This is a genomic window from Polaromonas sp. A23 (assembly GCF_002001015.1).
In the GTDB taxonomy this organism is placed as follows: domain Bacteria; phylum Pseudomonadota; class Gammaproteobacteria; order Burkholderiales; family Burkholderiaceae_C; genus Polaromonas.
Genome location: NZ_MUNO01000019.1, coordinates 57180 through 81366, shown reverse-complemented (window position 1 = coordinate 81366; position 24187 = coordinate 57180). Strand labels below are relative to the sequence as shown.

Genomic DNA, 24187 nt, shown 5'->3' with positions numbered 1-24187 from the left:
TCGGCCGCTTTTCCTTGGGACTTCATGTTTCGTCGCTTCATTCCGTCCGCCCTGTTGTTTGTCCTGATGGCTGTGCTTACGCTGCCGGTTCTGGCCATCGCGCTGTCCTGGCTGGAGCTGGGGGGGCAGTCCCTTCCCATCTTGCGGCAGATGTTGCAAACCGTCCTGCCCGAGTACGCATTGACCTCCGTGTTGCTTTGCCTGTCCGTCGCGCTGGGTGTGGGGCTGGTCGGCATGGGTGGTGCCTGTGCGGTGACTTTGTTCGAGTTTCCGGGGCGGCGATTTTTCTCCTGGGCACTGCTCCTTCCATTGGCCATGCCCGCCTATGTCGTGGCTTACGCCTACACCGATTTCCTTCAATATGCCGGGCCCTTGCAAAGCTGGCTGCGTGCGGGGTTTGGCCTTGAGGGCCGGGTGTTGCCGGAAATACGCAGCTTCGGCGGTGCGGTGCTTGTCTTCACCGTCACCCTTTACCCCTATGTCTATCTTCTGGCCCGCACGGCGCTTTCCGAGCGGGCCGTGCATTTGATGGAAGCTGCCCGTTTGCTCGGTGCGCCCTTGCGCCGCCGTATCCGTGAAGTGGCCTTGCCGCTGGCCCGGCCGGCGGTGGCCGCGGGCGTGGCGCTGGCCCTCATGGAAACGCTGGCTGACTTCGGGGTGTCCAGCTACTTCGGCATCCAGACATTCACCGCCGGCATCTACAAGGCCTGGCTGGCCATGGACAACCGTACTGCCGCGGCCCAGCTTGCGACCGTGCTGCTGATCACGGTGGCCATCCTTTTGAAGATTGAACACCATGCCCAAAAGCGCATGCGGTTTGCGGGCAGCCGCGGTGGCCGTGCCGGCGCTGCAGATGCCGCGCCCACGGTTCTGTGCGGCCACCGTGCCGGCATTGCGTGGATGCTGTGTGCCTTGCCGGTCGCGCTGGGGTTCGTGCTGCCTGTCCTGTTCATGTTGCGTCCCCTGGTCGCTGGGTGGGCTGAATTGCCCTGGGGGCAATTTGTGCGCTGGTCGCTCAACAGCGTCAGTCTGGCCGGGCTGAGTGCTTTCCTTGCCACGGGTGTGGCATTGGGCCTGACTTTCGCACTGCGCCGTCAGCCGTCCGTTCTGACCCGCACAGCTGCGCAGTTGGCCAGTTTGGGTTACGCGGTACCGGGCGCCGTCATTGTGGTCGGCTTGCTGTTGCCGGTGGGATGGCTTCAGGCCACAGCCCCGCAAACTGCAGTGGGGTACTGGATCACCGGAACCGCACTGGGCATCGTCTGGGCCTACCTTGTTCGCTTCATCGCGGTCGCGCTGCAGTCAGTACAAAGCGGCTACTCGCGCATACCTGCCAGCTTTGACGACAGCGCCCGCATGCTCGGCGCCACAGGCGCCGGACTGCTGGCGAAAGTCCACTGGCCACTGCTCAAGCGATCGGTGGGCGCGGCAGCCTTGCTGGTGTTCGTCGATGTGATGAAAGAGCTGCCTGCGACGCTGGTCCTGAGGCCTTTTAACAGCGACACGCTCGCGGTAGTCACCTATCAGCTCGCACGTGACGAGCGCTTGGGAGAGGCCGCCTTGCCAGCGCTGGCTCTGGTGCTGGTTGGCTTGTTGCCTGTGCTGCTGTTGGGTCGCTCCCTTCGCACGCGGTAGCCGCCGAGCGTTTACATCAGACAGCATTTCTGATGATGTAGTCGTATAGGCAGGGCCAGAAAAAGCCCTCTGGTCGCTGTAGGCACTTGCCTACGCCTATCGCTCAAGTGGGCCTACCCGAGCGCTGCTTCCGCACTTTTAGATTGGTTGCTCCTGTCGCTGGATTGTTTTTCGGCGGCACTTATTTATCGGAAGGAGCCACCTATGAACCAAGATCGAATCGAAGGAAACTGGACGCAGTTCAAGGGCAAAGTCCAGGAGCAGTGGGGCAAGCTCACTGATGATGACCTTGACATCATTGCCGGCAAGCGTGACCAGTTGCTGGGCCGCATTCAGGCGCGCCACGGCCTCGAAAAAGACGAAGCCGAGAAACAGGTCGAGGTTTTTCGGGAACGCAATCCCACGAATTTTTTCGAGCGCTATTAAGAACGAAGCGGCAATGAGGGCCAGCCTTTGAGGCGTGCGCCAGTTCAAAAATTCAAATCACTTCATCCAAAAGGAATCCATCATGAAATCAAAATTGATCATGCTCACGTTCGCCATCTCTTGTGCTTTTGCGGGGAACGCCATGGCGCTCACCAAGGAAGAGTACAAAGCCCAGAAGGACCGTGTAGAAGCCGACTACAAGGGCAGCCGCGAAAAATGTGCAACCCTGTCCGCCAATGCGAAAGATATCTGCCAGACTGAAGCCAAGGGCGCTGAAAAGGTCGCGAAAGCCGAGCTGGAAGCCCAATACAAACCTGGCCCCCGTCACGACAGGAATTTACGCGACGTCAAAGCGGATACGGCCTACGACATCGCCAAGGAAAAGTGCGACGACATGAGCGGCAACGCCAAGGATGTCTGTATCAAGGACGCGAAAGCCACCCGAACCGCAGCCAAAGCAGAAGCCAAGGTCAGCGGGGGCAATGCGGACGCCAATAAAGGACAAAGCCAGTGATCTCGCAGGTGCCAAAAAAGACGCAGCATCTGACAAAAATGACGCCTAATACAAGGTAGCGAAGGAGCGCGGCGATGCGCTTTCGGGCGATGCCAAGGCAAAATTCGGCATGAAGTAAGAGCCCACGCAGGGTTTTCACTCGCCCAAAAGTCCCGGCCTGCAGTGCGGGTCGGGACTTTTTTGCATCTTCTATATGCAGAATACCGGTTTCCCCCTTGTTCTGCGGGCACCAATAGCTATTGATTTAATAGCATAGAAAGTGAAAAAAGAGGGTGTCCGGAGGGCGCGTCAAACGATAGGGCTGTCTTCGGCGGAACTGCTTAAAATGAAGGCATCCAAGGACATATGCATGCACATCGACAAAGAGCTAGATACCCGCGGCCTGAATTGCCCCCTGCCTATCCTGAAGGCCAAAAAGGCCCTGGCCGAAATGAGCAGTGGTCAGCTACTTCGGGTGGTTTCGACCGACTCGGGCTCGACGCGCGACTTCATGGCGTTCGCCAAGCAGACCGGCAACGAGCTGGTTGAGCAGCAGACCGCTGGCGGCGACTTCATCCACGTGCTCAAGCGCCGCTGAACTTAATCGCTGAGGGCGACGAGGTTCTGCTTTCTACGTTCCTTGCCTGACCAGCCAATCTGCAGGTTTTCGAGGTAATTCCTGAAATATGCGCCCACTTCGGCGTGTTCAAGGGCCAGTTCGACCGTGGCTTCCAGGAAGCCTTCCTTGCTGCCGCAGTCGTACCGTTTGCCGCTGTATTGATAGGCATACACGCCTTCCTCCGCCATCAGCCCGGCAATGCCGTCCGTCAGCTGAATTTCCCCGCCTACGCCTGTGGGCTGGCTGCGGATATGCCTGAAAACGGCAGGCGTCAGGATGTAGCGTCCGGCCACACCCATGCGTGAGGGCGCGACTTCCGGCGCCGGCTTTTCCACCATCTTGATTACCTTCATCAGGCCATCTTTAACGGGCTCGGTGGCGACGATGCCGTAGCGCTTGGTTTGCTCCAGCGGCACTTCCTGGACGGCCAGGATGGATTGCTGGATCTGCTCAAACTTGGCGGCCATTTGCGCCAGCACCGGGGGCTTGCCGACCATCAGGTCATCGGCCAATAACACGGCAAAAGGCTCGTCACCAACCAGGTGCTCGGCGCATAAAACGGCATGACCCAAACCCAGTGAGCGAGGCTGGCGCACATAGGAAAAGTCCATGTCGCCGGGGTTCATGGAGCGGACGATTTCCAGCAGATGATGCTTTTTGGAGGCCTCAAGCTCGGTTTCCAGTTCATAGGCGGTATCGAAGTGGTCCTCAATGGCCCGTTTATTGCGTCCTGTTACGAAAATCATGTGCCGAATGCCTGCCGCATAGGCCTCTTCGACCGCGTACTGGATCAGTGGCTTGTCCACGACAGGCAGCATTTCCTTGGGTTGGGCCTTGGTCGCCGGTAAAAACCGTGTTCCAAGGCCGGCCACGGGAAAGACGGCCTTCTTCAAAGTTGTGACTTTTTTCATTTGCTTGTTTTGGGATTGGGGCTAAAGTGTTGCGTTGCTGACACATAGTCAGAAGCAGGACAGAAAAGAATAACAGTAACTTGGGGCTCTGCGTGGACATCTTACTTCTTGATGCATTGGTACCGGAGGCCATGGCCTGGCTGGAAACCCGCCATGGCGTGGAATACCGCCCCGAGCTGGCGGACGACATGGGAGTACTGCGCAAGGCAGCCTACAAAAGCCGCGGAATTGTGTTTCCGCGCCAGACTGTCGTGACGCGTGAGTTTCTTGATTTCATGCCCAAACTCAAGGCTGTTGGCCGTCTGCATGTAGGCACCGACAACACCGACCTGGAGGCCTGCAAGGAGCGTGGCATCAAGGTCATCCATGCCAGCAGCGCCAATGTGCGCTCCAACGCGGAATACCTGTTGAGCAGCCTGCTATTGCTCTATCGCCGCGGTGTCGTGTCGGCGCTGATGGGCAAGCGTCATCCGTCCACCCAGATGGGGCGGGAGCTGCACGGCAGCACGGTAGGCATTCTGGGGCTGGCTCCAACTGCACACACCCTGGCCGGCATGCTCACGGGCCTGGGCGTGCGCCTGATTGGTTATGACCCCGCCGTCCACCATACCGCGCCGATCTGGGAGCGTCTGCGCATCCAGCCGGTGACCCTGACCGAGCTGGTCAGCCAGTCGGCTGCCGTCTCGGTGCAGATGCTGTACGCCGCGCGTTTTCGCAGTTTCGTCAACGACAAGCTGCTGGCTGCCTGCAAACACGGGCAGCTGTGGGTTGGCATCAGCCGTAGCGCACTGTTCGACGAAACTGCTCTGGCGGCAGCCCTGTGCGACGGCCGTATCGAGGCCTGCATTCTGGATGGCGCCGAAGACAATTTCACCCGCGAAGGCTCGCCGGTTCAGGGGCTGAAAAACCTGTTCATCACGCCGCGGTTGGGTTCGCACACGCGCGAGGCGCGCCTGCGTTCCAGCTGGTACGTGGCGCACCGCATGCATGAGGCCATCACGGCCGAGCAGCGCGGCGTGGGTTATGTGCCCAGCAGCGCCCCGATGGACCTTGAGCTGCCGGGCGCCGTGTCGCCTTCGCAGTGGTCTGAACCTGAGTTCATAGCCCGCTAGACGTGGCCCCCACGTTCGCTCACTGCGTGTAGCTCTCGAGGCCTTGCAGGCCGCCGCTCGCCAGAGGCTTCGCTTCTGATGCCTGTCCAAACCTGCTCAAGCAGGTTCGGAGCCGCAGGCATCAGCCCCTCGGGGCCGCTGCTGCGCCTGCGGGCCGGCAAAGCCGGACCCGCGGCCCCTGCTTGAACGGATCCTCCTTGCTTGGTGTTAGTTGAGCCTGGCCAGTTGTTCGCGGATTTTTTCCAGCGTTGCGGTGAACTCGGTCAGGCGCTTGCGTTCCTGCTCCAGCACCGCCGGCGGCACCTTGGCTACAAAAGCTTCGTTGGCGAGTTTGGCTTTGACCTTGACCAGCTCGCCCTCCAGCCGGGTCGCCTCCTTGCCCAGGCGCGCTTTTTCAGCGGCAACATCCACTTCCATGTGCAGGCATACGCGTGCCTCGCCAACCACCGCCACGGGCGCTGCCTGAGCTGCCGCAGCCCATTCCGCTTCGCTTTCAAACACCTTGACTTCGCTGAGCTTGGCCAGCGCCTTGATCACCGGCGCAGACTGGTTCATGAAAACGCTATCGCCCACAACGAACAGCGGCAGGCGCGCGGCGGGGGAAACCTTCATTTCACCGCGCAGGTTGCGGCAAGCATCCACCAGCGTTTTGAGTTTGGCCACATGCGCTTCGGCCTGCGTATCAATTTTGGCGGCCTGGCTTTGCGGGTAAGCGGCCTGGCCGATGTATTCGCCCTTTTTCAGTCCCGCCACCGGGGCAACCTTTTGCCACAGCTCCTCGGTGATGAAGGGGACCACAGGATGTGCCAGGCGCAGGATGGCCTCGAGCGTGCGGATCAAGGTGCGGCGTGTGGCGCGCTGTTCGGCCGGGCTGCCGTTCTGGATCTGCACCTTGGCAATTTCCAGGTACCAGTCGCAGAACTCGTCCCAGACAAACTGGTAAATGCTGCCGGCCACGTTGTCGAGGCGGTACTCGGCAAAACCTTTGGCGACGTCGGCTTCCACGCGCTGCAGGGTCGATGAGATCCAGCGGTCGGCCTGCGAGAACGTCAGGTAGTTATGAAACTCTCCACCGGGCGCGCATTGTTCCTTGGTGTGGTCGGCAAGACCGCAGTCCTGGCCTTCGCAGTTCATCAGCGTGAAGCGCGTGGCGTTCCAGAGCTTGTTGCAGAAGTTGCGGTAACCCTCGCAGCGTTTGCTGTCGAAGTTGATGCTGCGGCCCAGGCTGGCCAGCGAGGCAAAGGTAAAACGCAGCGCGTCGGCACCATAGGCCGGAATACCCGCGGGGAATTCTTTCTCGGTGTTCTTGCGCACTTGCGGTGCCGTTTCCGGCTTGCGCAGGCCTTGCGAACGTTTGTCCAGCAGCGGTGCCAGCTCGATCCCGTCGATCAGGTCCACCGGGTCCAGCACATTGCCTTCGGACTTGCTCATTTTCTTGCCTTGGGCGTCTTTCACCAGTCCGTGGATATAGACGTGGTGGAAGGGTACCTGGCCGGTGAAATGTGTGGTCATCATGATCATCCGGGCGACCCAGAAGAAGATGATGTCGTAGCCGGTTACCAGCACGCTGGATGGCAGGAACAGGTCGAGCTCTTTCGTCTTTTCAGGCCAGCCCAGCGACGAAAAGGGCACCAGCGCTGATGAGTACCAGGTATCGAGCACGTCCTCGTCACGGCGCAGGGTTTTGCCGGGCGCCTGGGCTTGGGCCGCGGCTTCGTTTTCCGCGACGTACACCTTGCCGTCCTCGTCGTACCAGGCCGGAATCTGGTGGCCCCACCAGAGCTGGCGCGAGATGCACCAGTCCTGGATGTTGCCCATCCACTGGTTGTAGGTGTTGACCCATTGTTCCGGCACAAACTTCACTGCGCCGCTTTCGACAGCATCAATCGCTTTTTGCGCAATCGACTTGCCAGTGGGGTCCCTGTCGCTGACCTTGGTCATCGCGACAAACCACTGGTCGGTCAGCATGGGCTCGATCACCTGGCCGGTGCGGGCGCAGCGCGGCACCATGAGTTTGTGCTTTTTGACTTCGACCAGAAAGCCCTGCGCTTCAAGATCGGCCACCACTGCCTTACGCGCCACGAAGCGGTCCATGCCGCGATACTTTTCAGGTGCGTTTTCGTTGATGGCGGCATCGAGCGTGAGTACGCCAATCATGGGCAACTGATGGCGCTGGCCAACCGCATAGTCGTTGGTGTCATGTGCCGGCGTAACTTTGACAACGCCGGTTCCAAATTCCTTGTCCACATAATCGTCAGCGATGACCGGAATGTCACGGTCGCACAGCGGCAACTTCACGAACTTGCCGATCAGGTGCTTGTAGCGTTCATCTTCCGGATGAACCATCACCGCGACGTCGCCCAGCATGGTTTCAGGACGCGTGGTAGCCACGGTCAACGAACCCGAACCGTCAACCAGCGGGTAAGAAATGTGCCAGAGGAAACCATCTTCCTCTTCGCTTTCAACTTCCAGGTCCGACACGGCGGATTTGAGAATGGGGTCCCAATTGACCAGGCGCTTGCCGCGGTAGATCAGGCCCTTTTCATAGAGCTGTACAAAGGTGGAGGTGACCACCTTGGACATCTTCGGATCCATCGTGAAGTACTCATGCTTCCAGGCCACCGAGTCGCCCATGCGGCGCATCTGGCGTGTGATGGTGGTGCCCGATTCTTCCTTCCACTCCCACACCTTCTCGGCAAACTTTTCGCGGCCCAGGTCGTGGCGGCTTTTGCCCTCGCCCTGCAGCTTGCGTTCCACGACGATTTGCGTGGCAATGCCGGCGTGGTCAGTGCCTGGCACCCACAGCGTGTTGTGGCCGCGCATGCGGTGGTAACGCGTCAGCGAGTCCATGATGGTCTGGTTGAACGCGTGGCCCATGTGCAGCGTGCCGGTCACGTTGGGCGGCGGCAGCTGGATGGAGAACGATGGTTTGGCAGCGTCCAGCGTGGGCTCGTACAGGCCGCTTGTCTCCCATAACGGCGCCCACTGGCGCTCAATGGCTGCGGGCTCGAACGATTTGGCCAGGCTGTCCAGCCCCGGCGTAGGCACGACGACACGGGCAGTCGGTGTATCTGCAGCGGGGGCGGCGGGCGTGGGCTTGGCGGAATCAGTCATGGGGGCAATGAAAAACGGCATCGCCTGGTGCAGTGTTGCATGCTGGATGGAACAAATAAAAATGATGGATTTTGGGTCAGGGCTAGGCGCAAACCACAGCGATACCCCGGGTATCGCGCGGATTTGCAACGCCGCCATGGCGCAAAAGACGCATTTTTATGTTCCAGATAGCGTGCAACACTGCACCAGATGCCGCCTGGGGTTGGAGGAACTGCCCCGATTTTATTCGACTGCCGCCTGCTTCAGCTGGATGGAGCCGGTTTGGCCGCTGCGATACACGCCTGTAGCAGTGATGCGTCGCCCAGCTGGTTGGCCAGGATCAGGGTCAGCCGTGCGTTGAGGAGCTCGGACTCCTCGCGGTTCAGCCCCTGGTGGGCATCGAGCAGGCATTCGTAGAACGCGTCTGCGTCCTGGAAGTTGGCGCTGGTTTTGAGGGAGGTTTCGGTTTTCATGATGTTCGTCCTAACGCAAACCGAGGGTCTTTTCCACAGCGGCGACCAGCTGGCCGTCCACCGCCTCGCCGGTGGCGGCGAGGTAGCCGTCCGGCCGCAGCAAGGCCCAGGCATGGCCAAAAACATGGCAGGCGCCCTGCAGGTGGGCACTGCCGCGGACATTGATGTCGCGCAGATGTTCCACCGCCTGCGCCCGCTCCTCAGGGGCCAGCACCTGCACACTGCGCACAGGCGCATGCTGGGCGAGCAGGCGCAATCGTTCGGCACCTGCGGCCGTGAGCTCCCCGAACACCAACACCAGCAAGTCACCATCGGCCCACTGCAGCAAGTCGTTGACCGACCCCTCGGTGCCGTTCGCCCAGCGAAAAGCCACGTTCTGCACCGATTGCCCGCCCGTGCTTTCGCAGATGCGCGACTGCGTGTAGGTGTTGGCCACCGCCATGCGGCCGGTGTTGACCAGTGCGCGCGCGAACGGGTATTGCTTGGCCAGGCCGATGGCGGCGGTGCGAAAGCAGCGTTCCATGCCGTCAGCCGGGCGCAGGAAGCGCGCGGTGCGGTTGGTCACCAGCACGTTTTGTTGCGCGGCTTCCAGGCGTTCTGCGTTGTAGCTCTCCAGCAGCGTTGGGCTGGCACGGCCGCGCAGCACGGCCGCCAGTTTCCAGGCCAGGTTGTCGGCATCGGCCACGCCGGTGTTGCCGCCGCGCGCGCCGAAAGGGCTGACGATCTTTGCGGTGTCGCCCATGAAAAACACCCGGCCGAGGCGCAGCTTGTCCAGGCAGCGGCTGCGGTAGGCGTAGGGCCCGACCCAGACGATCTCGACCTCGACATCCGCGCCAAACTGGCGTTGCAGGCGCTGGCGCACCACGTCTTCGCGGCTGACTTCTTCGGGGTTGGCATTGGGTGCCATCTGGTAGTCGATGCGCCAGACGTCGTCGGCCATCAGGTGTTGCCAGACCGCGCGGTTTTCGTTGAAGGGCGCTTCTATCCAGGTGTGGCGCTCGACAGGCGGATGTTTGGAAAAACGCACATCGGCAATGCACCAGCGGTCGTCGCCGTTGCGGGTCTGCATGGTGGCGCCGGCCCACTGGTGAAAGGGCGTGTGCGAACCGCTGGCGTCAATCACATGCTCGGCTTCGATCTGATAACTGCCGGCAGGCGTTTCCACCGTGAGCGTGGCGGCCTCGGCATTCTGCGAAAAACCGGTGACACGTGATTTCCAGCGCAGGTCCACATGGCCCAGCTCGTAAATGCGTTCGACCAGGTAGCCCTCAATGTAGAACTGCTGGATGTTGATGAAGGGCGGCTGCGTCGAGAGGTTGAAGTTGCTTTGCTGGCGCAAGTCAAAGGAATACACCTCGTCCTTGCCCGCAAAGGTGCGGCCCACACTCCACTGCACGCCCTTGGCAGCAATACGTTCGTAGATGCCGAGCCGGTGAAAGATCTCCAGCGACTTCTGCGTGTAGCAGATGCCGCGCGAAGAGGCGCCTTTGACGCCAACCGTGTTGTCCTCGTCCAGCAGCACTGCCTTGACGCCGTAACGTGCCAAGGCGCAGGCCAGGCTCAGGCCGGTGATGCCGCCGCCCACGATGACGACAGGGTGGCGCGTGATTTCTTTCGAGTCCAGTTCGGGCGGTGCGATAAACGGGTATTCAGGCAGGGTGTAACCCTTCCCTTGAGTGAACTCGTAGCCGTTGGTGAATGCCGATGGGGCGTAGGCGGGTGGTGTCTCCAGCATGGCTTTTCGCTCTTTGTGTTGATTCTTATGAATGATTTACGGCTTTTGCCCTTTGCGCATGGGCGCGAACAGCTATCAAATAAATAGCATAAGCAGGTTCAAGCTGCCGGCCTGCCGCCCACTTCAGGCCTGTCGTTCTGCTGCGGCTTGAGTGCTTCGCTTGTTTTGCCGGCTGCTTTTTCCTTGCGCCACTGCTCCTTGCGCGCCGTCCACTCGGCCAGGCGTGCGTGCGCGGTTTTACTCTCCTGGAGCATCTCGAACTCGTCGGCCAGCTGCGCCGTCAGTTCCAGCCGCACACCGTTCGGGTCGAAGAAGTAAATGCTCTTGAAGATGTGGTGGTCGGTCACGCCCAGCACTTCAATGCCGCCGGCCTCCAGCCGCGCCTTCATGGCTTCGAGGTCGGCCACCGTGTTGACGCGAAACGAGATGTGGTTGACCCACAGCGGCGTGTTGGGCGAGGGCAGGGCCGCCTCGTCATTGCCCAGGTCAAAAAACGCGATGAAAGAGCCGTCCTGCAGGCGGAAGAAAAAGTGGGTGTAGGGGCAGTACTCGCCGGTGCTGGGTACGTGGTCGCTCTGGATGATGTGGTACAGCGGCAGGCCCAGGATGTCTTCATAGAAGTGCCGCGTTTCCTCTGCATCTTTGGCGCGGTAGGCGTAGTGGTGCAGTTGCTGGACGGGGGCCGGCGCCGGCAACGGGGACGCGGCGGGAAAAAGCGGGCTGGGGGGGCTCATCAGGGCAGACATGGCGATCTCCGGATTTGAAGGGTTTCAGTGCATTGCAAACCCCATGCTTTGGATTTTGAATTCACCTATTCATAATGCATTTACTATAACGTAATGATTGGACCCTGCCAAGTTTGCGCGCTCCCTGTAAGCCGCTGTTCAGTTGAGAATAATTATCAATTGCAATAAGTTGATAGTTTTCTCCATCTTTTTATATTGAGCCAAGCAATTAGACCTCTCCCTCCAATGGGACTAAGGTGTTCTGGTCCTTGGCGACAAGCGCCGAGGCACGCATGACTTTTACAACCACGAAGGAGATTTCCATGGCTGCTCTCAAAGGCTCCAAGACGGAAGAAAACCTGAAGGCCGCATTTGCCGGCGAATCACAGGCCAACCGCCGTTATCTGTATTTCGCAAACAAGGCTGACGTGGAAGGCCAGCCGGACGTTGCAGCGCTGTTCCGCTCCACCGCGGAAGGCGAAACCGGCCACGCACACGGCCACCTCGAATGGCTCGAGCAATGCGGCGACCCGGCCACCGGCATGCCATTCGGTGCTACCCGCCAGAACCTGGCATCTGCCGTTGCAGGCGAGACCCATGAGTACACCGACATGTACCCCGGCATGGCCAAGACCGCCCGTGACGAAGGCCATGACGAAGTGGCCGACTGGTTTGAGACTCTGGCCAAGGCCGAGCGCTCACACGCTAACCGCTACACGAAAGCGCTCGCAGAACTGGTGGATTAATTCGCCCTCGCTACGTCGCTGAGGCGTAGCGATTTACGAAAGGGCTTGCCGCAAGGCCTTTCGTAAATCCCACGACAAGAAGAGACAACACCATGGCCACAGAAGGCAATCTGCAGGCGCCCACGCGCCATGCCATCGACTGGAAAAACCCCGACTACTACAACGAGGAAGCGACTTTCCATGAGATGGAGCGCATCTTCGACATTTGCCACGGCTGCCGGCGCTGCGTGAGCCTGTGCGGCGCCTTTCCCACCCTGTTCGACCTGGTCGACGAAAGCAAGACCGGTGAAGTCGACGGTGTGGACAAGAAGGACTACATGAAAGTGGTCGACCAGTGCTACATGTGCGACCTCTGCTACATGACCAAGTGTCCCTATGTGCCGCCGCATGAATTCAACCTCGACTTTCCGCACACCATGCTGCGCGCCAAGGCCATCAAGTTCAAAAAGGGCGATGTGGGTGCTGGTGAAAAGTTTCTATCGTCCACCGACGTGCACGGCCAGTTTGCCGGCATTCCCATCGTGGTCCAGGTGGCCAATGCGGTGAACAAGACCAAACCGGCGCGCGCCGTGATGGAAAAAGTATTGGGCGTGGATAAAAACGCCTGGCTGCCCGAGCTGGCGACAAAAAAATTCCGCTCCGGCGCATTGGAGTCACCACCGCACGCGGTGAAAGACGGCGCCAAGACGCCCGGCAAGGTGGTGATTTATTCCACCTGCTACATCAACTACAACGAGCCCGGCATTGGCCACGACCTGCTCAAGGTGCTGGACCACAACGAAGTGCCTTATGTGCTGGTCGAAAAGGAAAAATGCTGCGGCATGCCCAAGCTGGAGCTTGGTGACCTGGACTCGGTCAACACCAGCAAGGAGGCCAACATTCCGGTGCTGGCCCGTTATGCGCGCGACGGCTTTGCCATCCTGAGCGCCGTGCCCAGTTGTACCTTGATGTTCAAGCAGGAAATCCCGCTGATGTACCCCGATGACGCCGACGTGCAGCTCGTCAAGGAACACATGTGGGACCCGTTCGAATACCTGATGGCACGCAAGCGCGACGGCCTGCTCAAGACCGAGTTTCCGGTGCCGCTGGGCAAGATCAGCTACCAGATCCCCTGCCATGGTCGGGTCCAGAACATCGGCAAGAAAACCGAGGAAATGCTCAAGATGGTGCCGGGCACCAGCGTGCACACGCACGAGCGTTGCTCGGGCCACGCCGGCACATTTGGCGTGAAAGTGCCTTACCACCAGCAGGCCATGAAAATCGGCAAGCCGCTGTTCAAGGCCATGGCCAATCACAAAGATGGCGGCCTGCCTGACGTGATCAGCAGCGACTGTCCGCTGGGTGGCCACCATATTGCGCAGGGCTTTGAGGTCAACCAGCTCGGCGCGCCGCCGCAGAAACACCCGCTGACTCTGGTCCGCACCGCCTACGGACTGAAGTAGCCGCCAAAGGAAACGACATGCAAGTCACCGGAAAAATCACCCGCGGCAGCCTCATGACACTGGAGGCCTACAGCAAGTACCGCAAGGAAAACAAGGCCGCCATCATGGCGCATCGCCAGCTGCGCAGCGTGCATCTGGGCGAACACATCAATGTGCAGTTCGAGAGCGAAACCAGCATCCGTTACCAGATCCAGGAAATGCTGCGCCTCGAAAAAATATTTGAGGCAGAGGCCATCGACCAGGAAATCGAAGCCTACGCGCCGCTGGTGCCCGAGGGCAGCAACTGGAAGGCCACCATGCTGATCGAGTATCCCGACGTCAACGAGCGCAAGCGCGAGCTGGCTCGGTTGATCGGCGTGGAAGACCACCTCTTTGTCGAGGTCGAAGGCCATGCCCGGGTGTATGCGATTGCCGACGAAGACATGGATAGAGAGAACGACGAGAAAACCTCGGCCGTGCATTTTGTGCGCTTCGAACTCGATGCGGCCATGTGTGCGGCGGTCAAGGCTGGCGCTAATGTCAAGCTGGGCTGCGACCACACCAACTACCCCGCGCACGTGAGCATCCCGGCTGAATCGCTGGCATCTCTGGCAAGCGACCTGCGCTGAGCCAGGCTTCCCCGCAGGCGGGAGTGGAAGTGGGAGTGGGAGTGGGAGTGGGAAGGGGCCGCCCTGACGTAAAGTCGGGGATTGCCCTTTTTCACTGTGCGCCCCCAATGTTGTTTTTACTCTCGCCCGCGAAATCGCTCGATTTCGAAACGCCACCGCAAGTGGACACCCACACCCAGCCCCTGTTCGTCAAACAATCCAGCCAGCTGATCAAGGTGCTCAAGAAGAAAACACCGGCGCAGGTGAGCGAGTTGATGTCGCTCTCGGACACACTGGCCGGCCTGAACGTGGCGCGCTACCAGGCCTGGTCGCCCAAGTTCACCGAAAAAAACGCCAGGCAGGCGGTGCTGGCTTTCAATGGCGATGTTTATGGCGGGCTGGATGCGAAAAGCCTCAAACCCAAAGAGCTTGACTGGGCGCAAGACCATGTCTGCATCCTCAGCGGCCTGCATGGCGTGCTGCGCCCGCTCGACTTGATGCAGCCCTATCGGCTGGAGATGGGTACGCGGCTCGGCACAGCGCAGGGCAGCAACCTCTACCAGTTTTGGGGCGCACAGATTGCCAACTACCTCAATGAACGCGCGGCCGCCGACACCTCACCCGTCATCGTCAACCTGGCCAGCGAGGAGTACTTCAAGGCGGTGGACCGCAAGGCGCTCAAGGCCCGCGTGGTCAGCTGCGCCTTTGAAGAGTTCAAGGGCGGCAAATACAAGATCATCAGCTTCAACGCCAAACGCGCACGCGGGCTCATGGCACGCTACGCCATCGAAAAGAAACTGGCCACCGTTCGCAAGCTGCAAGGCTTTGATGCCGAAGGCTACCGCTTTGACGCGTCGGTGTCGGAGCCCGACCGGCTGGTGTTCCGCCGAAGATTGGGCGACTGAGCCTGAGCCCCTCACCATGCCCTCCGCGCAAACCCTCCAGCAAGTGGCGACCCCCGAGGTCCGGGCCTGGGTGCGCGCACAGGCTGCCCTGGGCCACACGGTGCCCACTCTTCTCAAGGCCATGCGCGCCGCCGGATGGCGCGCTAGCGTGGCACGCGAGGTGGTTGCCGGCACCCTGGCAGCACCGGCTCCCGTGCCCGTGCCAAAAACCGCCATCGGTACGGGTTGCCGGGTCGATGCAGGTGACCGGCAGATCGACGTGCTCATGCAAATGCAGGAGCCGCACATTGTGGTGTTCGGCAACGTGCTCAGCGAAGAAGAATGCAATGCATTGATGGAGACCGCGAGGCGGCGCCTGACCCGTTCGCTCACCGTTGCCGTCAAGACAGGCGGCGAGGAGCTCAATGACGACCGCACCAGCCGCGGCATGTTTTTTACGCGCGGCGAAAATGAATTGGTGAACCGCATCGAGGCGCGCCTGGCCAAGTTGCTGGACTGGCCGATTGAAAACGGCGAAGGCCTGCAGGTGCTGCAGTATCTGCCGGGCGCCGAGTACAAGCCGCACTACGATTATTTCGATCCCGCCGAGTCCGGCACGCCTTCCATCCTGCAGCGCGGCGGGCAGCGGGTGGCCACACTGATTATTTACCTCAGCACGCCTGAAGCAGGCGGTGCCACCGTGTTTCCCGATGTCGGCCTGGAAGTCGCGCCACAGCGCGGCCATGCGGTTTTTTTCAGCTATGACCAGCCGCATGCTTCGACGCTCAGCCTCCATGGCGGCGCGCCGGTGCTGGCGGGGGAAAAATGGGTGGCCACCAAGTGGTTGCGTGAAAAACAGTTCATCTAACACCCCTGTTGAGGCTCACTTCGTGTAGCCTCCTCTCCCCTTGCAGGGGACGGCGCCTGCGGCCTGGCAAAGCCAGTTCCGCGGCCCCTGCTGACAGAAGCCTGTGCACCCCGTCCCACAAGCAGGGGCCGCGGGTCCGGCTCCGCCGGCCCGCAGGCGCCGCCCCCTTGAGGGGGGAACAGGCTACACACAGTGAGCCTGGACGGGGGTGTGTACATAATCACCAGATGAAAATCAAAGCAAACGGCATCGACATCGAGATTGAAGACACCCATGAGGGTGACACGACCGGCCGTCCCGTGGTGCTTCTCATCATGGGCCTGGGCATGCAGCTGGTGGCCTGGCCGCCAGCGCTGGTGCAGGCGCTGGTGGACGCCGGGTACCGCGTGATCCGCCTGGACAACCGCGACATCGGCCTGTCTCAAAAATTCGATCATTTGGGCAAACCCAACCTGGTGTGGGCAAGCATCAAATACAAGCTGGGGCTCGCCGTGAAGGCGCCCTACAGGCTGCACGACATGGCAGCCGATGCGCTGGCCGTGCTGGATGTGTTGGCCGTGCAGAAGGCGCATGTGGTCGGTGTCAGCATGGGCGGCATGATTGCACAGCGGGTGGCGCTGGCGGCGCCAGAGCGCGTGCTGAGCCTGACCAGCGTGATGAGCTCCAGCGGTGCGCGCGGGTTGCCACAAGCCGAACCACACGTCATGCGGGTGCTGCTCAGCCGGCCGGGTGGCAGCGACGCTGCGTCGGTGACCAACCATTACGTCCGGCTCTTTAAAGCCATTGGCAGCCCGGGTTTTCCGGTGGACGACGCCGAGCTGCGCGAGCGCATCACGGCGGCAGCCAAGCGCAGCTTTCATCCAGCAGGCGTTTTGCGTCAGATGGTGGCCATCGCCGCCGACAGCCGCCGCGCTGCCGAACTGGGGCGTCTGCGCGTGCCCACGCTGGTGGTGCACGGCAAGGCCGATCCGCTGGTGCCCTTTGCCTGCGGCGAAGACACGGCGCGGCGCATCCACGGCGCCCGCCTGGTCGGCATCGAGGGCATGGGCCATGACCTGCCCAAGGGCGTGGTCGAGCGCCTGCTCGAGCCGCTGATTCCCCATCTCAAGGCCGCGGAGGCCGCATCATGAATACGCCCGACAAATCACAACTCGGCAAGCCCACGCCCTACATCGACCAGTACGACGCCTCGCTGCTGTTTCCCATTCCCCGTGCCGACAAGCGCGAAGAGCTCGGACTCGGTGAGAGCCTTCCCTTCTTTGGCGCCGATGCCTGGACCGCCTATGAACTGAGCTGGCTCAACCAGCGCGGCAAGCCGCAAGTGGCGCTGGCGCACATCACCGTGCCCTGCGAGTCGCCCAACATCGTCGAGAGCAAGTCCTTCAAGCTCTACCTGGGCAGCTTCAACAACACGCGTTTTCTGGACGCACGCGAAGTGCGCGAGCGAATTCGCGCCGACCTCAACGCTGTGGTCGGTGCGGGCGTGGGTGTCAAAACGCTGGGACCGGAACTGTTCGACCAGGAACCCGTGCATGAGCTCGATGGCCTGAACCTGGACCGGCTCGACGTCGAATGCCAGCACTACACACCGGCGCCGGAGCTGCTGTTTGCCGACCATGAAGAACAGCCGGTCACCGAGACCCTGGTGTCCAACCTGCTCAAAAGCAACTGTCTGGTCACCGGCCAGCCCGACTGGGGCAGTGTGCAGATCAGCTACGTTGGCGCACCCATCGACCAGGAAGGCCTGTTGCAGTACATCGTGAGTTTTCGCAACCACAACGAGTTCCACGAGCAATGCGTGGAGCGCATCTTCATGGACATCTGGACACGCTGCCGGCCGCTCAAGCTGTCAGTCTACGCGCGCTACACCCGGCGCGGCGGGCTGGACATCAACCCGTTTCGCACGAGTTACCCGCAGCCCATGCCGGCGAATGTGCGGACGGCGCGGCAGTAGATCTACCAGGCCAACATGGTCACTTTGGTCCTTTTGCCAGGCATGGACGGCACTGGCGACTTGCTGGACTCTTTCGTGGCGGCCATGTCGCCCGGCATCAAAGTCAAGGTGCTCCGTTACCCGGTTGCCGAGATGCTGGACTACGAAGGACTGGAAGTCCTTGTGCGAGATGAATTGCCCGTAGATGAACCCTATGTGCTGCTTGGCGAGTCTTTTTCGGGCCCGATCGCCATAGCCCTTGCGGCCAGCCGTCCGCCGCAGCTTGTGGGCCTGGTACTGTGTTGCACCTTTGCCCGCAACCCATTGCCCCTGATGAGCGCGCTCCGGTTTGGGGTTGGTCTGTTGCCGATAGAGGCCATGCCGGTGGGGCTTCTTGCCCGGTTGCTGCTTGGCCGGTTTTACACGGCAGCTTGGCATCGGGCACTGTCGCGAGCATTGGCGCAGGTTCAACCATCGGTTATGCGCGCGCGTCTGCGGGCGGTGCTTTCAGTCGATGTCTCTCGTCAGCTGGAAGCCGTTGTGGTTCCGACGCTGTATCTGCGCGCTGCGCAGGATGGTGTCGTACCCCGCAGCGCAGGCCAGCACTTATTGAAGATCAAACCGGACATGACGGTGCTGGAACTCAAGGCGCCGCATTTTCTATTGCAGGTGGTGCCCGAAGAAGCCGCTCGTTCTGTGACCAGATTTGTTTCAGAGTTGGCTCTGGCGTCATCTGGTGTTGCTATCAAATAGATAGCTACTTGCTCAGGTGTGATAAGGGCTAGAGCCCGATTTCATTAAAGAACTTGAGCGACGGCAGCGCGCTGAACTCTCCTGCCCGCTTCTCCTTCATCGCCGTCACCGATTCACGCACATGCTGGTTGCTCCAGATCGCGCCCTGCAGCCAGCCCATCTGTTTGAGCGCGTCGTCCACCGAGTGGTCGCGGGTGTAGTGAATCGCCTGCTTGGTGCCCCAGATGGCCACCGGCGGCTTGGCGGCAATCTCTTTCGCGCATTGCAGCGCGCCGGCCAGCATGGCTTCGCGCGAGTCGAACACCTCGTTGACCAGGCCGTAGCCCAGCGCCTTGGCAGCACTGAGGCGGCGCCCAGTGTAGGCCAGCTCCTTGACCACGGCCAGCGGCACCAGCTTGGGCAGGCGCTGCAGGGTGCCGACGTCGGCCACCATGCCGATGTTGATTTCCTGGATGCAGAAAAAGGTGTCCGGCGTGGCGTAGCGGATGCAGCAAGCCGTCACCATGTCGACAGCGCCCCCAATGCATCCGCCCTGGATGGCCGCAATTACCGGGATGCGCAGCGTCTCCAGCTTGGTGAAGGTGGCCTGCATGTCGCCCAGCATGTCGAAGATCGCGGCGCGGCCTTCGGGGCTCTGGTCGTCCATGGCAATGGCGCCCGAGAAGGTTTCCAGTGCCATACCAGCACTGAAATGTTTGCCGGTGCTGGAGATCACCAGCACACGCGCATCGCCGGCCTTGTGGATGTGTGTGAGCACTTCGTCGAGCTCATGCCAGAAGGTCGGGTGCATGGTGTTCATCGCCTCGGGGCGATTGAGCACCAGGTGCGCAATGTGGTCGGTGGTCGAAAGGGAAAAGCAGGTCAGTGGGTTCATGCCTGCCAATGTAATTCAGTGTGCCAGTTCCAGCCAGTCGCACCTGAGACGGCCGCGGGTATGGGCGTGTACCCGCCAGCGCACATACAGCTGTGGCGCAAGCATGCCGAGTAGACATAAGGGGTAGGCCAGCGGGATTTCCAGCACAAAGGCCGGCAGCCAGCCAACCCAGCCCATGACCCACAGCGTCAGCACGGCGTCCCAGAGCTGGTGCTCCAGCGGATGGCTGCTTTGATGGTCAAGGTGCCACTGCTTGATGCGTTGCAGCCCTGCCAGGGTGAGGTGCCAGCTTGCCGGGGAAGTTGAAGGGTGCGCCATAAAGCCTCCGTGCAGAGGCTTCAATGTAAGTTTTGCGTAAGGCGCTGTCAACGCCCCGGCTGAATCAAGGCAAAAGTTCTAGAGCCGGCGCCGGCGTGGCACTACGCTGAGTTGCAGGGTGAGTTTGCCGGGGCTTGCGGTCACGGTGTAGGCCTGCGCGGCAATGTCGATCAGCTGGTCGGCATGCCACACCTTGATCTGGGCTGCTCCTTCAGGAACCTGTTCGAGCTGGGCCACGCCGTCAGCGCCGGTCAGCGCCGCCCACGGGGAATCGCTCACGTACACATGCCCGCGCATGGAGCCGTGAATGTGGCAACCCAGCAGCACGGCGCCGGGTTTGCTGAAGGTCGCGTCGGCTGTTTTGGCGGGCTTGCCTTCCGGCTTGCCGTCCAGGCGCAACTCGAAACCTTCGCCGGCCGTTGCGTTGAACTGCGCAGCCCCGGCAGCCGAAGCGCGCACATGGTGTTCCCACGGGTCGTTGTTGATGAACTGGGCCTTGGCGCCCACGGCGACCAAGCTGACAGCCGGAACAAATCGCATCTTTTCCTGGTGAATCGTGACCTGGCTGGGCAGCGGATTTTTAGGCGCGGCGGTTTTGCTGGCCGGCACCACCACCACCACGGCGTCAGGCGCCGGTTTGCCTTCCTTGTCGAGCACCTGCACTACAAGGTTTCCGGCGGTAGCCGTTGTGGAGAAAGCGCAGGCAGCTATAAAAAGAAGAGCAGATTGCAACAGAGATAGAGGCAGGGGTTTGAAGCAGGTCATGGATGTCTTCCGGCCAGATTGAGGAGAGTGAAGCGGCCATCCCGGTTTGGACGGGATGGCGAGGACAGCGGTCGCTTATTTGGCGGCTGCGATGGCTTTGGCCAGGTCTGTGGTTTCTTCACAGCTGCTGCAAATGGTCTGCAGCTTGGCAAGCTGGGCTTCGGCCTGGGCTTTCTTGCCGGTCTTCAGATAGGCAATGCCCGAGTATTCCAGCGCGCCGCGGTGTTTCGGGTCCAGCGCCAGCGCCTTGTCATAGGCTGCAAAGGCCTCGTCATATTTACCCAGCCAGCGGTTTGAGTAACCGAGGTAGTTGTAGGCGTCGGCGTTCTTCGGGTTCTGCGCGACCACCTTGCTAAAGCTGCTCGCAGCCTCAGACCATTTTTTGGCTTCCATGGCCTTTTTGCCGACGGAAAAATCGTCAAGACGTGCGTTTTCAGCAGGCGTGGTCTGGATGTCGGCTGCCAGCGCAGCTCCGGCCAAAGCCAGGCCCAGGATGGGCAATGCAATCAGCTTACGGATGGAAAAAGTGTTCATGTCAGGCTCCTTGGATAGCAGTTAAAAAATGCGCTGCAAGTCAGCACCTTAGACAAACGAGGGAAACCCGGGAACGGATGCAGAACCAGTTGTAATTAATTTGTAAATGCGACCGACAACCGTCTGCAACGATGAAGAGGGCAACCCCCGGAATCAGGTTTACATGACCCGCGCTGTGCCGGAAACCTTGATCGACGACCCGGAGGTGGGCGGAATTTCGGCGCGCAGGCGGGAGCGCATGCCCATGTCTTCACCTTGCACGATATCGATCGCGCCGCCATGCGGCCATGCCATGTCGCGCAGGTAGCCTGCAAAAGCGGCTGTTGCCGCACCCGTGGCCGGGTCTTCGTATACGCCGCCGGAGGCAAAGGGGTTGCGGGTATGAAAAAGCTGCGGTGTTTGCGCATAGGCCAGAAGAATCGTCACGAGCCCAGCCTTGTTCATCAGTTCCCGGCCCGTGCCCAGGTCGTATTGCATGGCCGCCAGTTTTTCGCGGCTCTTTAGAACCAGTACCAGGTGATCTGCGCCGCCATGGGCCAGTGCAGGCGCAAAGCGGGGGTCCAGGTCATTCTGCGTATAGCCGAACAGCGCCAGGGTTTCAAGCACAAGTGACTCCGGCGCAGCCTGGCTGCGCGTAGGCGGCGATTGCAGCGCGGCGGCAACCGTGTCCCCAGTGCGTCGGCCTTCAACGGTGATGTTGGCGTGATTCAGGCGCAGGTTAAACACGCCATCGCCGCATTGAAGGGCCAGTGCCGCGCCCAGGGCAATCGTTGCGTGGCCGCAGAAGGGCACTTCAGACTCCGGCGAGAAATAGCGCACTCGCCATCCGGTACCGGTGGAGACGGCAAAAACTGTTTCCGAAAAACCAAGCTCTGCGGCAATCCGCTGCATCTCGCTGTCATCAGGGAATTTGTTGGCAATCATCACGCCGGCCGGGTTGCCGCCGGCATTCCCGTCGGAAAAGGCTGCAATCTTCAACACACTCATCTTTTTTCCTTTATTCAAATGGAGGGGACGCTTTGCCCGCTGGCGGCAAATTCAAACGGCTTGCCGCCACTGAAGGCCGAACGGGAGTTCCCGGGGGCCGAACAGGAAATGCAGCACCCTCCGCCTGCTGGTACCGCTGGATTTTGAGGACGTGTGCAGAAGCAGCGGACGCATGACCATGGCGCTGCCTTGCCCGGCGGTGCAGATGAATTCGGCTTCGACCTGTCGGTCTGCGGTGGCGAGCTTTTCCGGTAGCCGGCCTTTCAGATGCGAAGCAGGCACCACTCGCAGCGGACCATCGTTGATGCCGCAGGAGTCGATGTGCAGGCGCACCGCCACCAGCTGCTGCAGGAGCTCAACCGGCGGTTGAACGTACCAGGTGCCTTCCTTCTCTGACCAGCCAGTCAGGCTGCGATGTGTGATGCGCCTGGCAACCGGAATGCTCAGATCCTGATGCAGCGGCACCAGCCAGTTGCACGCCTGTGATTTCTGAAAGTAGGTGCACTGCGCAGCAACAAAATCCGAAGGAAGCAGCGGCGACAGGCAGGAGTGCCGGCGAATTTTTTCCGCAAGTGCCCGGCACCAGGCTTGGGACAGCAGGGAACGCGTACCCACGGGGTTTGCAGATACGGTGGCCAGGCGGCGGGCAATAGCGTCGCATTCCCCGGCGGCCAGTACCTCCTCAATCAGGGCGAAACCTCGGGTCGTGAACTCAGCGGGGGCCATGACGCGCGGCAGCTTTCAGCCTTCTTTCATGAGCGAACATGGGGCCGATGGCTCACAGCACGGATTGCAAAATCCCATGCCGCCGAACACCTGCCTGAACCAGGTCACCACAACTTGGCGCAGTTGCCGCTGAACACCACGGGCCCGCTCGGAGCGACGGGCTTTGCGTCTGTTTCCAGCGTCACCACCAGCTTGCTGACCTTGGACAGCAGTTTTTCCGAAGTGTCGGGCAGCAGGGATACGGCCGAGCCTGTGGTTGGCACGGTGCCGATGGCAAAGACCGCGTCGTTGGCGGGAATGGCCCACAACACCAGCCTCCCGCTGGTGGGCGGGGTGATGGGACCGATCACCTTGACCGTCATGGTTTTACCGTGGCGCAGCGAGCTGACCAGCAGCTTGCCGTTACCCTGGGCGTCGGTGAGCAGGCCCACATAACTTTGCGGCAGCTTTTCACCCGTGCGCATGGCGACCTGGTCGCTGGACATGAAGAGGCCCGGTGCGGTGACAAACAGCATGCTGGCGGCAATCACGCCGGCGGCGAGGCCACCGAAGCCAAAGCCGGCGGGCTTGAGCCAGCCCAGCCACCCGCCAGCAGGCGCGGCCGCCTGGGGCTGCGTTCGTGCTGCGATGGCCTTCCACAATTGCGGCGAAGGTTGTTGAGCGGGCACCGACACGGCGAGTTGGCCCAAGCGAGTCTCCCATTGCGTCACCAGGCTGCGTACATCGGCGCGGTTGTGCTGCAGCCGTTCAAAGCGGCGCCGGGCGCCGCCTCTCAGCGTGCCAAGTACATACGACGACGCGAGGTGTTCAAGCAATTCGGGCTGGACATATCTCATGCGACCACCCCTTGCGCGGCCAGGCAGCCCTTGAGCTTTTCCAGGCCGCGCCGTATCCAGGCCTTGACCGAGCCCAGCGGTGCGCCCATTTGTTCGGCAACTTCGGTGTGGCTCAGGCCCTGGTAATAAGCCAGGGCCAGGCTTTGCCGGTAACTGCCGTCGAGCGAACTCATGCAGCCTTCGATGTGCAGGGCCTCGCTGGCCTGCTCAAGCAATTGCATGGCGCTGGGCGCCGGGGTGCCGACGGACTGGACGTCGTCTTCGTCCACCTCGCCTGACTCGGGTAGCTCGCTTTCGCGGCGGCGCGTGCGGGCCCGCAGGGCGTCCAGCGCCTTGTTGCGGACGATGGCAATAAGCCATGTCATCGGTTGAATGGTTTGCCCGCCTACCTCGCTGCGGTAGCCGCCGGCACTTTTCCAGATACTCACATACGCCTCTTGCAGCACATCTTCGGCCGCGTGTCCTTGACCCAATATACGAACGGCAACCCCAAACAGATGCAGGTGGGTGCGCTGATAGACCTGCGCGAAGCAGGCATGGTCGCCCCGCGCTGCGCCCTGGATCAGGGCTTCCAGGCTGCGGGTGTCGACTTCGGTGTCCGGTTTCATGCGGCTGAGTATATGAAGTTCCGCCCGCGCGGCAAACCCGCGGGGGCCGGAATTTTTAACAAGCTTGCATCCGATTTCCGGTTGGCGGCGTTTGTCTAGTGCTG

The 24187-nt window shown here is 61.0% G+C and carries 26 protein-coding genes; 13 read left to right on the top strand and 13 right to left on the bottom strand.

From position 1 onward, the window contains the following. The first annotated feature begins 24 nt into the window (after positions 1-24). The 4 genes from B0B52_RS10795 (at position 25) to B0B52_RS10780 (ending at position 3152) form a co-directional block, all read left to right on the top strand. Entirely contained in the window at positions 25-1635 is a 1611-nt protein-coding gene (locus B0B52_RS10795; protein ID WP_077593666.1) for an iron ABC transporter permease, read from the top strand. A 204-nt stretch (positions 1636-1839) separates the two neighbouring features. Next, positions 1840-2061 carry a CsbD family protein gene (locus B0B52_RS10790; protein WP_077593644.1) on the top strand — a complete coding sequence of 74 codons (222 nt, stop codon included), beginning with the start codon at positions 1840-1842 and terminating at the stop codon, positions 2059-2061. A gap of 34 nt (positions 2062-2095) precedes the next feature. After that, a complete protein-coding gene (locus B0B52_RS10785) occupies positions 2096-2575 on the top strand; it encodes a hypothetical protein (RefSeq protein WP_371327395.1) in 480 nt (159 codons plus the stop codon). A 349-nt stretch (positions 2576-2924) separates the two neighbouring features. Next, the gene (locus B0B52_RS10780) at positions 2925-3152 is read left to right on the top strand and encodes a sulfurtransferase TusA family protein (protein WP_077593665.1); all 228 of its coding nucleotides are present in this window, start codon (positions 2925-2927) and stop codon (positions 3150-3152) included. A 2-nt stretch (positions 3153-3154) separates the two neighbouring features. Here the strand turns inward: B0B52_RS10780 and galU are convergent, their stop codons facing one another. Further along, entirely contained in the window at positions 3155-4084 is a 930-nt protein-coding gene (gene galU, locus B0B52_RS10775) for a UTP--glucose-1-phosphate uridylyltransferase GalU (protein ID WP_077593643.1), read from the bottom strand. A 92-nt stretch (positions 4085-4176) separates the two neighbouring features. On the opposite strand from galU, the gene B0B52_RS10770 reads away from it, so the two are divergent. Continuing rightward, positions 4177-5196: a D-isomer specific 2-hydroxyacid dehydrogenase family protein gene (locus B0B52_RS10770; protein ID WP_077593642.1), complete on the top strand. Its 1020-nt coding sequence runs from the start codon at positions 4177-4179 to the stop codon at positions 5194-5196. 207 nt (positions 5197-5403) lie between these two features. Here B0B52_RS10770 and B0B52_RS10765 read toward each other — a convergent pair whose 3' ends face one another. From B0B52_RS10765 to B0B52_RS10750, 4 genes are all read right to left on the bottom strand, one after another. Beyond that, entirely contained in the window at positions 5404-8331 is a 2928-nt protein-coding gene (locus B0B52_RS10765; protein ID WP_077593664.1) for a valine--tRNA ligase, read from the bottom strand. 221 nt (positions 8332-8552) lie between these two features. Then, positions 8553-8762, bottom strand: coding sequence for a DUF2783 domain-containing protein (locus B0B52_RS10760; RefSeq protein WP_077593641.1), 210 nt, complete (start codon positions 8760-8762; stop codon positions 8553-8555). Positions 8763-8772: 10 nt separating this feature from the next. Next, the gene (locus B0B52_RS10755) at positions 8773-10497 is read right to left on the bottom strand and encodes an FAD-dependent oxidoreductase (protein WP_077593640.1); all 1725 of its coding nucleotides are present in this window, start codon (positions 10495-10497) and stop codon (positions 8773-8775) included. Between the two features lie 98 nt (positions 10498-10595). Beyond that, a complete protein-coding gene (locus B0B52_RS10750) occupies positions 10596-11243 on the bottom strand; it encodes a VOC family protein (protein WP_254425687.1) in 648 nt (215 codons plus the stop codon). Between the two features lie 302 nt (positions 11244-11545). Here B0B52_RS10750 and B0B52_RS10745 point away from each other — a divergent pair, with 302 nt between their 5' ends. The 8 genes from B0B52_RS10745 to B0B52_RS10710 all read left to right on the top strand — a co-directional run bounded on the left by B0B52_RS10745 (position 11546) and on the right by B0B52_RS10710 (position 18435). Continuing rightward, the gene (locus B0B52_RS10745) at positions 11546-11968 is read left to right on the top strand and encodes a rubrerythrin family protein (RefSeq protein WP_077593639.1); all 423 of its coding nucleotides are present in this window, start codon (positions 11546-11548) and stop codon (positions 11966-11968) included. A 92-nt stretch (positions 11969-12060) separates the two neighbouring features. Further along, positions 12061-13410 carry a (Fe-S)-binding protein gene (locus B0B52_RS10740; RefSeq protein WP_077593638.1) on the top strand — a complete coding sequence of 450 codons (1350 nt, stop codon included), beginning with the start codon at positions 12061-12063 and terminating at the stop codon, positions 13408-13410. A 17-nt stretch (positions 13411-13427) separates the two neighbouring features. Continuing rightward, positions 13428-14018, top strand: a complete 591-nt coding sequence (locus B0B52_RS10735) for a DUF3501 family protein (RefSeq protein ID WP_077593637.1) — start codon at positions 13428-13430, stop codon at positions 14016-14018. A 107-nt stretch (positions 14019-14125) separates the two neighbouring features. Continuing rightward, positions 14126-14902 (top strand): peroxide stress protein YaaA, encoded by a 777-nt coding sequence (yaaA, locus tag B0B52_RS10730; RefSeq protein ID WP_077593636.1) that lies wholly within the window; start codon positions 14126-14128, stop codon positions 14900-14902. A gap of 16 nt (positions 14903-14918) precedes the next feature. After that, the gene (locus tag B0B52_RS10725; protein ID WP_077593635.1) at positions 14919-15749 is read left to right on the top strand and encodes a 2OG-Fe(II) oxygenase; all 831 of its coding nucleotides are present in this window, start codon (positions 14919-14921) and stop codon (positions 15747-15749) included. Positions 15750-15976: 227 nt separating this feature from the next. After that, positions 15977-16879: an alpha/beta fold hydrolase gene (locus B0B52_RS10720; protein WP_077593634.1), complete on the top strand. Its 903-nt coding sequence runs from the start codon at positions 15977-15979 to the stop codon at positions 16877-16879. After that, positions 16876-17703 carry an NADPH-dependent 7-cyano-7-deazaguanine reductase QueF gene (gene queF / locus B0B52_RS10715; RefSeq protein ID WP_077593633.1) on the top strand — a complete coding sequence of 276 codons (828 nt, stop codon included), beginning with the start codon at positions 16876-16878 and terminating at the stop codon, positions 17701-17703. Before B0B52_RS10720 ends, queF begins: the two co-directional genes overlap by 4 nt. Before the next feature lie 15 nt (positions 17704-17718). Further along, the gene (locus B0B52_RS10710; RefSeq protein WP_077593632.1) at positions 17719-18435 is read left to right on the top strand and encodes an alpha/beta fold hydrolase; all 717 of its coding nucleotides are present in this window, start codon (positions 17719-17721) and stop codon (positions 18433-18435) included. 28 nt (positions 18436-18463) lie between these two features. On the opposite strand, the gene B0B52_RS10705 is transcribed toward B0B52_RS10710, so the two are convergent. The 8 genes from B0B52_RS10705 to B0B52_RS10670 form a co-directional block, all read right to left on the bottom strand. Further along, complete coding sequence (locus B0B52_RS10705; RefSeq protein ID WP_077593631.1) at positions 18464-19309, bottom strand: enoyl-CoA hydratase-related protein; 846 nt, start codon at positions 19307-19309, stop codon at positions 18464-18466. A gap of 15 nt (positions 19310-19324) precedes the next feature. Continuing rightward, on the bottom strand, positions 19325-19627 hold the full coding sequence (locus B0B52_RS10700; protein WP_077593630.1) for a hypothetical protein: 303 nt from the start codon (positions 19625-19627) through the stop codon (positions 19325-19327). A gap of 78 nt (positions 19628-19705) precedes the next feature. Continuing rightward, positions 19706-20392 (bottom strand): plastocyanin, encoded by a 687-nt coding sequence (locus tag B0B52_RS10695; RefSeq protein ID WP_254425686.1) that lies wholly within the window; start codon positions 20390-20392, stop codon positions 19706-19708. Positions 20393-20467: 75 nt separating this feature from the next. Further along, on the bottom strand, positions 20468-20926 hold the full coding sequence (locus tag B0B52_RS10690) for a tetratricopeptide repeat protein (protein WP_077593629.1): 459 nt from the start codon (positions 20924-20926) through the stop codon (positions 20468-20470). A 159-nt stretch (positions 20927-21085) separates the two neighbouring features. Next, positions 21086-21913, bottom strand: a complete 828-nt coding sequence (locus B0B52_RS10685) for a PhzF family phenazine biosynthesis protein (protein WP_077593628.1) — start codon at positions 21911-21913, stop codon at positions 21086-21088. Positions 21914-21964: 51 nt separating this feature from the next. After that, a complete protein-coding gene (locus B0B52_RS10680) occupies positions 21965-22639 on the bottom strand; it encodes a phytanoyl-CoA dioxygenase family protein (RefSeq protein ID WP_077593627.1) in 675 nt (224 codons plus the stop codon). A gap of 104 nt (positions 22640-22743) precedes the next feature. Then, complete coding sequence (locus tag B0B52_RS10675) at positions 22744-23475, bottom strand: anti-sigma factor domain-containing protein (protein ID WP_077593626.1); 732 nt, start codon at positions 23473-23475, stop codon at positions 22744-22746. After that, entirely contained in the window at positions 23472-24083 is a 612-nt protein-coding gene (locus B0B52_RS10670; protein ID WP_077593625.1) for an RNA polymerase sigma factor, read from the bottom strand. Before B0B52_RS10670 ends, B0B52_RS10675 begins: the two co-directional genes overlap by 4 nt. Between the last annotated feature and the right edge of the window lie 104 nt (positions 24084-24187).

Bases quoted from the DNA above. Each gene is read 5' to 3' on its own strand.
- B0B52_RS10795 (WP_077593666.1), top strand. From the start codon at position 25: ATGTTTCGTCGCTTCATTCCGTCCGCCCTGTTGTTTGTCCTGATGGCT.
- B0B52_RS10790 (WP_077593644.1), top strand. From the start codon at position 1,840: ATGAACCAAGATCGAATCGAAGGAAACTGGACGCAGTTCAAGGGCAAA.
- B0B52_RS10780 (WP_077593665.1), top strand. From the start codon at position 2,925: ATGCACATCGACAAAGAGCTAGATACCCGCGGCCTGAATTGCCCCCTG.
- galU (WP_077593643.1), bottom strand. From the start codon at position 4,084: ATGAAAAAAGTCACAACTTTGAAGAAGGCCGTCTTTCCCGTGGCCGGC.
- B0B52_RS10765 (WP_077593664.1), bottom strand. From the start codon at position 8,331: ATGCCGTTTTTCATTGCCCCCATGACTGATTCCGCCAAGCCCACGCCC.
- B0B52_RS10760 (WP_077593641.1), bottom strand. From the start codon at position 8,762: ATGAAAACCGAAACCTCCCTCAAAACCAGCGCCAACTTCCAGGACGCA.
- B0B52_RS10755 (WP_077593640.1), bottom strand. From the start codon at position 10,497: ATGCTGGAGACACCACCCGCCTACGCCCCATCGGCATTCACCAACGGC.
- B0B52_RS10750 (WP_254425687.1), bottom strand. From the start codon at position 11,243: ATGTCTGCCCTGATGAGCCCCCCCAGCCCGCTTTTTCCCGCCGCGTCC.
- B0B52_RS10745 (WP_077593639.1), top strand. From the start codon at position 11,546: ATGGCTGCTCTCAAAGGCTCCAAGACGGAAGAAAACCTGAAGGCCGCA.
- B0B52_RS10740 (WP_077593638.1), top strand. From the start codon at position 12,061: ATGGCCACAGAAGGCAATCTGCAGGCGCCCACGCGCCATGCCATCGAC.
- B0B52_RS10735 (WP_077593637.1), top strand. From the start codon at position 13,428: ATGCAAGTCACCGGAAAAATCACCCGCGGCAGCCTCATGACACTGGAG.
- yaaA (WP_077593636.1), top strand. From the start codon at position 14,126: ATGTTGTTTTTACTCTCGCCCGCGAAATCGCTCGATTTCGAAACGCCA.
- B0B52_RS10725 (WP_077593635.1), top strand. From the start codon at position 14,919: ATGCCCTCCGCGCAAACCCTCCAGCAAGTGGCGACCCCCGAGGTCCGG.
- B0B52_RS10720 (WP_077593634.1), top strand. From the start codon at position 15,977: ATGAAAATCAAAGCAAACGGCATCGACATCGAGATTGAAGACACCCAT.
- queF (WP_077593633.1), top strand. From the start codon at position 16,876: ATGAATACGCCCGACAAATCACAACTCGGCAAGCCCACGCCCTACATC.
- B0B52_RS10710 (WP_077593632.1), top strand. From the start codon at position 17,719: ATGGTCACTTTGGTCCTTTTGCCAGGCATGGACGGCACTGGCGACTTG.
- B0B52_RS10705 (WP_077593631.1), bottom strand. From the start codon at position 19,309: ATGAACCCACTGACCTGCTTTTCCCTTTCGACCACCGACCACATTGCG.
- B0B52_RS10700 (WP_077593630.1), bottom strand. From the start codon at position 19,627: ATGGCGCACCCTTCAACTTCCCCGGCAAGCTGGCACCTCACCCTGGCA.
- B0B52_RS10695 (WP_254425686.1), bottom strand. From the start codon at position 20,392: ATGACCTGCTTCAAACCCCTGCCTCTATCTCTGTTGCAATCTGCTCTT.
- B0B52_RS10690 (WP_077593629.1), bottom strand. From the start codon at position 20,926: ATGAACACTTTTTCCATCCGTAAGCTGATTGCATTGCCCATCCTGGGC.
- B0B52_RS10685 (WP_077593628.1), bottom strand. From the start codon at position 21,913: ATGAGTGTGTTGAAGATTGCAGCCTTTTCCGACGGGAATGCCGGCGGC.
- B0B52_RS10680 (WP_077593627.1), bottom strand. From the start codon at position 22,639: ATGGCCCCCGCTGAGTTCACGACCCGAGGTTTCGCCCTGATTGAGGAG.
- B0B52_RS10675 (WP_077593626.1), bottom strand. From the start codon at position 23,475: ATGAGATATGTCCAGCCCGAATTGCTTGAACACCTCGCGTCGTCGTAT.
- B0B52_RS10670 (WP_077593625.1), bottom strand. From the start codon at position 24,083: ATGAAACCGGACACCGAAGTCGACACCCGCAGCCTGGAAGCCCTGATC.